Source organism: uncultured Paracoccus sp. (assembly GCF_947496875.1).
Lineage (GTDB): Bacteria > Pseudomonadota > Alphaproteobacteria > Rhodobacterales > Rhodobacteraceae > Paracoccus.
Map to the genome: position 1 here is coordinate 1 of NZ_CANMEH010000100.1, position 296 is coordinate 296.

1 protein-coding gene is annotated in these 296 nt (G+C 68.6%); it reads left to right on the plus strand.

Going from position 1 to position 296, the window contains the following annotated elements; genetic code table 11:
- Positions 1-296: FAD-binding protein (locus Q0938_RS19285; protein WP_299365748.1), on the plus strand; the 296-nt coding region annotated here is incomplete at both ends.

The following is a 296-nucleotide window of genomic DNA, read 5'->3' on the forward strand; positions in this document are numbered from 1 at the left end:
CGGGTGGTGTCGGGCGGCCGGGCGCTGGGGTCCAAGGAGAAGTTCGCGATCATCGAGCAGCTGGCCGACAAGCTGGGTGCGGCGGTGGGCGCGTCGCGGGCGGCGGTGGATTCGGGCTATGCGCCGAACGACTGGCAGGTCGGGCAGACCGGCAAGGTGGTGGCGCCCGACCTCTACATCGCGGCAGGGATTTCCGGCGCGATCCAGCACCTCGCGGGCATGAAGGACAGCAAGGTGATCGTCGCCATCAACAAGGACGAGGAGGCGCCGATCTTCCAGGTCGCCGATTACGGCCT